This is a genomic window from Curtobacterium sp. MCSS17_008, from assembly GCF_003234185.1.
In the GTDB taxonomy this organism is placed as follows: domain Bacteria; phylum Actinomycetota; class Actinomycetes; order Actinomycetales; family Microbacteriaceae; genus Curtobacterium.
In genome coordinates this window covers 1-6,874 of the sequence record NZ_QKSM01000027.1, presented here as the reverse complement: position 1 = coordinate 6,874, position 6,874 = coordinate 1, and the positions used below count along the sequence as shown (strand labels likewise).

The 6,874-nt window shown below is 71.2% G+C and carries 7 protein-coding genes and 2 pseudogenes; all 9 read right to left on the bottom strand.

The genetic code is table 11. The features are described from left to right. Positions 1 to 90: 90 nt before the first annotated feature. Positions 91 to 366, bottom strand: a pseudogene (locus DEJ23_RS15230) (helix-turn-helix domain-containing protein); the annotation flags it as partial. 107 nt (positions 367 to 473) lie between these two features. Further along, complete coding sequence (locus DEJ23_RS16045; RefSeq protein ID WP_309147091.1) at positions 474 to 716, bottom strand: helix-turn-helix domain-containing protein; 243 nt, start codon at positions 714 to 716, stop codon at positions 474 to 476. A gap of 7 nt (positions 717 to 723) precedes the next feature. Further along, positions 724 to 1,082, bottom strand: a pseudogene (locus tag DEJ23_RS16040) (recombinase family protein); the annotation flags it as partial. Next, entirely contained in the window at positions 1,042 to 2,202 is a 1,161-nt protein-coding gene (locus tag DEJ23_RS15215; RefSeq protein ID WP_181429294.1) for a molybdopterin molybdotransferase MoeA, read from the bottom strand. The pseudogene DEJ23_RS16040 and the gene DEJ23_RS15215, both read right to left, overlap by 41 nt. Before the next feature lie 2 nt (positions 2,203 to 2,204). Further along, positions 2,205 to 2,441: a DUF6457 domain-containing protein gene (locus DEJ23_RS15820; RefSeq protein WP_181429293.1), complete on the bottom strand. Its 237-nt coding sequence runs from the start codon at positions 2,439 to 2,441 to the stop codon at positions 2,205 to 2,207. Beyond that, on the bottom strand, positions 2,438 to 3,154 hold the full coding sequence (locus DEJ23_RS15210) for a molybdenum cofactor guanylyltransferase (RefSeq protein WP_111241076.1): 717 nt from the start codon (positions 3,152 to 3,154) through the stop codon (positions 2,438 to 2,440). Before DEJ23_RS15210 ends, DEJ23_RS15820 begins: the two co-directional genes overlap by 4 nt. Further along, positions 3,118 to 3,642, bottom strand: a complete 525-nt coding sequence (locus DEJ23_RS15205; protein WP_220034243.1) for an HPP family protein — start codon at positions 3,640 to 3,642, stop codon at positions 3,118 to 3,120. The genes DEJ23_RS15210 and DEJ23_RS15205 overlap by 37 nt, the downstream gene beginning before the upstream one ends. Then, positions 3,639 to 4,103, bottom strand: a complete 465-nt coding sequence (locus DEJ23_RS15200) for a hypothetical protein (RefSeq protein ID WP_258375595.1) — start codon at positions 4,101 to 4,103, stop codon at positions 3,639 to 3,641. Before DEJ23_RS15200 ends, DEJ23_RS15205 begins: the two co-directional genes overlap by 4 nt. Continuing rightward, entirely contained in the window at positions 4,100 to 6,577 is a 2,478-nt protein-coding gene (locus tag DEJ23_RS15195) for a molybdopterin oxidoreductase family protein (protein ID WP_111241075.1), read from the bottom strand. Before DEJ23_RS15195 ends, DEJ23_RS15200 begins: the two co-directional genes overlap by 4 nt. Between the last annotated feature and the right edge of the window lie 297 nt (positions 6,578 to 6,874).

The following is a 6,874-nucleotide window of genomic DNA, read 5'->3' as shown; positions in this document are numbered from 1 at the left end:
AATCACATCACGGCGGAACTCTTCCGGATACGCCTTCACCATGGCGCACATCCTTCCAGCAGGAGCCAACGCTCCTACCTGTCAGGAGTCAACCGAACCTGCAGCAGTCCCAAATGCCTCGGTTGAGCCGTAGCCGTACCGCGCCACGATACTCAGCAGGTCGTCGTTGCCGAGATCATCCGCTGCCGCGACTGACATTCGGCGACGCCGGATGTAGTCCGACAGCGGCATCTCAGCGAGCGACGAGAACATCCGCCGGAGGTGGTACTCCGTCGTGCCTAGTTCCCGAGCCAAGGCTGCAACGTCGAGATCATCGCTTAGACGACTCTCGACCAGTTCGACCAGTCTGTTCAGCCCCGCGATCATGCCGCCTCCTTCGACACACACACTTCCGGGTTGACACGACCGGCACCCTACTATCGCGGTCCGATCGGATCGCCTTTGCGCTACGGAACGTGCCCGTTAGCCGGTGGTCAACCGGACGTCTTGCCACGCCGTTCAGCAACAGGTTCACTTTCTCGTCGGAGTGCCCGGTATACGGTCGTGCGACTCACCCCGAGGACGTCACCGGTTTGGGCGACAGTCATGTCCTGCTGCTCGTAGAGCCGTCGTGCAGTTCGCACTTGATCTACCGAGAGCCGCGGAGGTCGACCGTCGGTCCGTCTGCGCGCTCGCGCGGCCAGCGTGAGTGCGCTCGCGGATGAGCTCCCGTTCAAACTCGGTTAATGCCGCGAAGACGTGGAACACGAGCCGACCGCCGGGCGAGGTGGTGTCAATGGTTCCTGCAGTGACCGAAAGCCAACGCCCCGCTCCCCCAGTGCCTGTAGCTGGTCAATGAGGTGCCGGATCGAGCGACCCAGGCGATCGAGACGCCAGACGACCAGCGTGTCGTCCGGGCGGAGCTGGTCGAGCAGCTCGGTCAAGGACGAACCCGGCGACGAGGAACAGCACGGTCGTCGACACGATCGTCCGCTTCCCGATCGCCGAGATCGCGACGGCGAGGACCAGCACCACCGCGAACGCGACGAGGAGGCGCACGCGTCAGCGCCGCCAGGGGAGGCTGATAACGGCGAGTGAGCCACCGGCCGCCACGCCGCCCGCTGACACGAAGGCCAGGTGGTCGGCGTGGACGGCTCCGGAGACGACTGACGGCCCCTGCTCGAGCGCCCGCATGCCGTCGTCTGCCTCGCACACCGGTACGACGCGGACACCGTCAGCGCCGGGCGTGAACGGTTCTGCCGCGATCCGGCGCCGTCGCTGCGGAGCGGCGGTGCCCAGCGCCCCGGCGAGGAGTGGGAGTCCGAGTACGGTCAGCGCCACGATGGCGGCGAACGGGTTGCCCGGTAGGCCGAGGACCGGGACGCCGTCCGGTCGGCAGGCGAGGAGCGTGGGGTGCCCGGGTCGCATCGCGACGCCGCGGAACTCGACGTGAGCAGACGCCGCATCGAGCGCGCGGCTGAGGTGGTCTCCGGCTCCGTGTCCGGTGGCAGCGGCGGTGACGACGAGGTGGACACCGCTGCGGTCGATCGCCTGCCGGAGCGCGTCCGGGTCGTCGGCAACGTGTTCGACGCTCTCGACAACGGTGCCACCAGCCCGGAGCAGGTCCGGCACGGCGATCCCGAGGGCGTCGCGCACCTGCCCGGGGCCGGGGACGCCTCGCTGGACGATCTCGTCCCCGACGAGCACGACGGCCACGCGTGGCTGGGCGACGACCTCGAGCGAGTCCACCCCGGTGGCAGCCGATGCTGCGATCACCGCCGGTGTCACACGCGCTCCCTTCGAGGCGACGACGGCGCCGACCCTCACCGTTTCACCGGCGCGGCGGACGTCGGTTCCGGGAGCCGGCGCCGTCGAGGGGTCGGCGGTGAGGACGCCGTCACGTTCCCGACCGCGTTCCGAACGGAGCACCGCGCTCGTGCCCCTCGGGACGGCACCGCCGGTGGTGACGACGCGAGCTCTCCCCGCCGAGAGCACTCCGGGTGGGTCCCCCATCCGGACGAACCCGTCGATGGACCACGGACCGTCCCCAGCCACCGCCCATCCGTCCATTGCGGCGGTGTCGGTGACGGGCAGGTGGGTCGCGGCGATGACGTCTGCGGCAAGGACCCTCCCGTCCGCATCGCCGAGTCCGACGGTCTCCGCCGGCAGGGACACGGCAGCCCCGACGGCGTGGACGAGACGCAGGGCCTCATCGAGGTCCACCGTCACCGGTGGTCCTCGATGCAGCGCTGCACGACGGCGATCGCGTCCGGGAGCGCCATGCCACGGCCGACGGCGACGCCGACGAGGTAGGCGGTGAGGGGTGCTGCGGCGCGGGTCACGCCGTGCGCGGTGTCGCGCGCCAGGTCCAGCACCGCACCGATCTCCACGGCCCCTTCGGGAAGCTCGAGCGCGTCGCCCACCCGACCGGCCCATCCCTCGAGTGCTGCCGGTTCCGTCATCTCGTGTCCTCCGTCCGTTCCGCTCGAGCGATCAGGTCGCACGTGCGTCGTCCCCCGGTGCCGACAGCGGCGTCACGCTGCGCCGGGGTGTCGATGTCCGCCGTCAGCGCGCCCGGCAGCGGCACGTCCACAAGCCGCAACCCCACCAGCAGTTCCCGCATCGACGCGCCGTCCAGACCGTCCCTGCTGCCGTGCAGCGCCGTGACCACCGCCGCCAGCGCTGCCGTGCGGTACACGGCGAGCAGTGGCTGCCGGCGGCCGTCCGGGTCGGCGGCCACCCACCCATCGATGGCCGCCGTGTCGCTCGGACCGCTTCCGCGGGGATCGACGGCGGGACGGAGCGCCGCCCGGACCGCGTCCACGGCGGCTCCGACCGCGGGCAGGTCGGTGGCGACCACGACGACGAGCGGAGCCGGTGCGCCGGACGAGGACAGTGCCTCCAGGCCGGCGGCGAGGGCTGCGACCGGTCCGCCGAACGGCGGGTGCTCCCGTGTCCACAGGACGTCGGCGGGCAGACCGTGGCGGACCGGTCCGACGACGACCCGGCGACGGGCCGTCGCGACGGCACCGAGGGCGTGTGCGAGCAGCGGCCGGCCGTCGAGCACCAGCATCGCCTTGTCGGTGCCGTGCAACCGTCTGGCACGTCCTCCGGCGAGGAGGACGGCGTCCAGGTCGCTCACGAGCGCGCGGGCACGAGCCGCTGCAGTGCCCATCCGGCGGCGGTCACGAGGAGGACGGCTCCGACCATGTCGAGCAGCTGCACCGGCGCGCTCAGGATGCCCAGGCTCACGATCAGCGTCGACGCTCCGGCCGGCGGGTGCGGGAGACGGACGAGTTGCAGCACGACGGTCGTCACCGCGACGGACAGTGCGCCGGCGGCGACGTAGGGCACGGTGAGGCCGCCGGTCGGCGCCGGCGCTGCACTGGAGAGCCCGAACACGAGGAGACACCCGTAGCCGACGGCGATGGCCACCAGGTGACCGACGAGGGTGTTGAGCGGGCGCGACGACGGCTGCCGGGGCGCGGTGAAGAACAGCATCACGGTCGGGCCGAGGCTCGGGAACAGCCATGGTTGGCGTGTGGCGAGGCCCACGGCGCCGGCCAGGACGAGCACGACCAGGCACAGCAGTCCGGCCCGGATCGCTCCGGAGGTCGAGCGACCACGGTCTGGCGCTCCCGCGGCGGGGCGGGAGGCGGTCACGACGCCACGACGAGCGCCTGTGGCGCCGCCTGCTTCATCCGGGTGCGGAGCCATGACAGCTGCAGCTCCGTCTCCTGCGCGCACCCGGCAACGACCGCGAGGAGCTCCTCGTCACGGAGCCCCTGACCCGCCTGTCGGACGACCGTCCACGTGATGTCCACGAGGGAGGCCAGCACGTACACGTCCTGGAGGTCGCGGAGGAGCCCCACCGGACCCGACCGGGTGGTCGGGAGCGCCTCGGCGTGGAGACGCTCGGGCTCGTCCTCCGTGTCCGCCTCCCCGTACCGCTCGATGACGGGGTCCAGCCGCTCGGCGTGTCCATCGCACTGCACCGCGAGCGTGTGGCACAGGTGGAACACGTCCGGCTCGGCTGCGTGTCCCTCGGCGACCTGTCGGAACGACTCGGCGAGCAGCTGTTCCGACCGACGCAGGAGTCCCAGGTACACGGGGAGCAGCATCATCGTCCTCCTTGGTCCTCGGCGCGGGGAGGCGCGGCGGCGCGGACGCGTTCCTCGACCTCGGCATCGGGTCCGCCGACGGTCGCGGGGACACGGTTCGGCCGGGCCGGCCGGGAGGCCGCGGTCGTGGGGGCCGCGGACGGCCCGTCACCGTCCGCGACCTTCTCGACGTGCACGGCCGCGACCTTGAAGAGGGGTTGCTTGGACACCGGGTCCCACTCCGTGGCGGTCAGCTCGTTCGCCGCGGTCGGGCGGCCGTCCGGTCCGACGTCGCCTCGATCCCAGTAGCCGTAGTGGAACGGGGCGAACACGGTCCCCTCGCGGACGTCCCCGACCCGTGCAGCGACGACGATCTCACCGCGCGGGGACCGCACGCGGACGACGTCCCCCTCTTCGATGCCGAGTCGGGCGGCGTCCGGGACGGACAGCTCGACCCATGCGCTCGGCGCCGCTCCGCGGAGCTGCCGCGCGCGACCGGTGCGCGTGCGGGTGTGGAACTGGTAGACCGTACGGCCGGTCGTGTACCGGAGCGGGTACTCGTCGCTCGGCTCCTCGTGCGGCGGCTGGTACGCAGCCGGCTTGAGGATCGCTCTTCCGTCGACGCGCATCGCGGAGTAGGCCGTCGGTCCGACGGTGGCCCCGGTGAGCAGGTCGTGGCCGTACGTCTCGGCGTCCGCCATGCCGGTGCGGAACACGCCATCGGCGTACAGTCGCGAGTTGCCGTCCGGGTGCTCGTCGTTGCACGGCCACGGGATCCCGCTGCCCCCGCGCAGGCGCTCGTAGGTGATCCCGGTGTAGTCGCAGAGCTTCCCGCGCGTGCACTCCTGCCATGCGCGGAACCCGTCCTCCGGGCCCTTCCAGTCCAGCAACGGCGAGCCGTCGTTCCGGCGGAAGTCCATCCTCCGGGAGTAGTCCAGGAAGATGTCGAGGTCGCTGCGCGCCTCCCCCGGCGGGTCGACCGCCTTGTCCGCCAGGTGCACGGTGCGGTTGACGTTCGTGAACGCGCCCTGCTTCTCACCCCACCCGGCGGCGGGCAGCACGACGTCGGCCAGCATCGCCGTCTCGGTCAGGTAGAGGTCCTGCACCACGAGGAACAGGCCCTCCTTCGCCAGGACCTCGCGGATCCTGGCCGACTGTGGCATCGAGACGGCCGGGTTCGTCGCCGACACCCAGAGGAACTCGATGCTTCCCTGCTCCACGTACCGGAAGATCTGCATGGCGTGGGTGGGCGGCGACCAGTGCGGGATCCGGTCGACGTCGACGCCCCACAGTTCGGCGAGCTCAGCGACGTGGTCCGGGTTCTCCCAGTTCCGGAACCCGGGCAGGTCGCCGTCCGCGCCGGTCTCGCGGGTGTTCTGTGCCGTCGGCTGCCCGTTCATCTGCAGGATCCCGCAGCCGGGCCTGCCGAGCATGCCCCGCAACAGGTGCAGGTTGTTCACCTGACAGGCCGCTGCCGTCGCCTGCGACGCCTGGTAGAAGCCCTGCAGCACCGTGGACAGCACGCGCTCACTGGTGCCGATGATCCGCGCGGCGCGGCGGACGTCGTCGGCGTTCACCCCGCACGTCTCCGCGACCGCCTCCGGTGTCCACTGCTCGACGGTCTCCCGGAGCTCGTCGACGCCGACCGTGTGGGCACCGACGTAGTCCTCGTCGACCCAACCGTTGTGGAACAGCTCGCGGACGAGCCCGTTCATCAGCGCCAGGTTCGTACCGGGACGGACGGGCAGGTGGACGTCGGCGTGCCGCGCGACCTCGGTCTCACGCGGGTCGACGCAGATGACGAGCGGGCGATCGGGGCCGGCGATCCGGTCGAGGACCCGCATCCAGAGCACCGTCTGGGTCTCGGCCATGTTGTGCCCGTACAGCACGATCGCGTCGCAGGAGTCGATGTCCTCGTAGCTGCCCGGCTGCCCGTCCGACCCGAAGCTCTCCTTCATCGCCGCGGCGGCCGTCGCCGTGCACAGACGGGTGTTGCCGTCCATGTGCGGGGTGCCGAGCCCTGCCTTGCCGATGATGCCGAGTGCGTAGTACTCCTCGAGGTACAGCTGCCCGCTCGTGTAGAACCCGTGCGACAGGGGCCCCTTCTCGTCCAGGAGCTCTCGACTCCGTGCGACGACCATGTCCATCGCCGTGTCCCAGTCCGTCTCGACGAGTTCACCGTCGACCCGGATCAGGGGACGGGTGAGGCGGTCCTGCCCCTGCATGCCCTGCCACGAGCCGAACAGGCCCTTCGGCCCGAGCCGGCCGTGGTTCACCACGTCCGCGGTTCGCCCGCGGACGCCGACCATCCGGTCCCCCAGCACGGCGATGTCACACGCGCAGCCGTTGCTGCAGAGGGTGCACGCCGACTGCACCCACCGGTCGACGTCGGCTTCCGTGACGCCGTCCGCGAGCTTCTGGTCGAGGCGGACGGGCCACAGCTCGTCACGCCGGAACGGGGTCCTGGTCCCCCAGATGTCTGCGATCCTGTCGGGCATACGTGGGCCTCCGTGCCTCGTTACCGCCGGAAGCTACCTCGCCACCCGTGCACACGCCCCCAGGGACTAGACGTTCGGACCCTGGCCCCGGATGCGCATCAGCCGGACGCGTCGACCCACGAGAGCGGGTGCTGCTCCCGCCTGTGGGGTGCGACGGCGGCTCACACGAGCGGGTAGTCTCGTGGCGTCCGCTGGACGGAGACCCAGTGCAACCGGGTCAGCTCGTCGATGATCCAGTCGCCGCGGAACCTGCCGAGGCCGGAGTTCTTCTCCCCGCCGAAGGGAGCGTTCGCCTCG